1 protein-coding gene and 1 pseudogene are annotated in these 1418 nt (G+C 50.5%); both read left to right on the top strand.

From position 1 onward, the window contains the following. Positions 1-873 (top strand): dipeptide ABC transporter permease DppC (gene dppC, locus ACWHAR_RS21290; protein WP_452087744.1); only part of this gene is annotated, 873 nt, incomplete at its 5' end. A gap of 4 nt (positions 874-877) precedes the next feature. Next, a pseudogene (dppD, locus tag ACWHAR_RS21285) lies at positions 878-1418 on the top strand (dipeptide ABC transporter ATP-binding subunit DppD); the annotation flags it as partial.

Here is a 1418-nt window from a genome sequence, read left to right as displayed (position 1 = left end):
TGGGAAGCCGATTCGGTCAAGCGGCCGAGTTTGTCATACACGCAGGATGCCTGGAGGAGGCTGAAAAAAAATAAATTAGCGATGGCCGGACTCTTTATTCTTTTATTTCTTTTTGTCATGGCAGTTATCGGGCCCTTTTTATCGCCCCATAGTGTCGTACGCCAATCGCTGACAGAACAAAATCTTCCGCCCTCAGCCGATCATTGGTTCGGCACCGATGAACTCGGCCGGGATGTGTTTACCCGGACATGGTATGGCGCGAGAATCTCGTTGTTTGTCGGCGTGATGGCAGCACTGATTGGTTTTTTGATCGGTGTCATTTACGGAGGCGTTGCCGGCTATAAAGGCGGCAGGATTGACAGCATTATGATGCGGATTATCGAAGTGCTGTACGGACTGCCGTACCTGCTTGTTGTCATTTTGCTGATGGTGCTCATGGGACCGGGACTGGGCACGATTATTGTGGCGCTGACTGTGACCGGATGGGTCGGCATGGCGAGAATTGTAAGAGGCCAGGTGCTTCAGATTAAAAATTATGAATATGTACTCGCCTCGAAAACCTTTGGCGCGAAAACCTTTCGCATCATCCGGAAGAATTTGCTGCCGAATACTATGGGAGCGATCATCGTACAAATGACATTAACCGTACCTGCCGCCATATTCGCAGAATCATTTTTAAGCTTTCTCGGCCTCGGCATACAGGCTCCGTTTGCAAGTTGGGGCGTGATGGCGAATGACGGCTTGCCCACGATTTTATCTGGGCATTGGTGGCGCCTGTTTTTTCCGGCCTTTTTCATATCTCTGACGATGTACGCGTTTAATGTGCTGGGGGACGGATTGCAGGATGCGCCTGACCCTAAGCTGAGGAGGTAGCTGTATGGAAAAAGTTCTGTCAGTCCAAAATCTGCACGTGTCTTTTACGACTTACGGCGGGACGGTTCAGGCGGTCAGAGGGGTGAGCTTTGATTTGTATAAAGGAGAAACCTTTGCGATCGTCGGCGAATCCGGCTGCGGCAAAAGCGTTACCTCCCAAAGCATCATGGGCCTGCTTCCGCCTTATTCGGCGAAGGTGACAGACGGCAGCATTCTATTTAAAAACAAAGACCTTTGCCGTCTCTCTGACAAAGAAATGAGAGGTATAAGGGGAGCCGACATTTCTATGATTTTTCAAGACCCGATGACGGCGTTAAACCCTACGCTGACTGTCGGCGACCAGCTGGGGGAAACGCTATTGCGCCACAAAAAAATGAGCAAAAAAGCGGCACGGAAAGAGGTGCTTTCCATGCTGTCATTGGTTGGTATTCCAGATCCCGAAGAGCGCCTAAAGCAATATCCCCACCAATTCAGCGGCGGCATGAGACAGCGGATTGTCATTGCGATGGCGCTGATTTGCGAGCCTGACATCTTAATTGCGGATG

This window comes from Bacillus sp. LR--39 (assembly GCF_053613335.1).
Note: the sequence above shows the minus strand (reverse complement) of the source record. Positions and strands in the feature narration are given on the sequence as shown.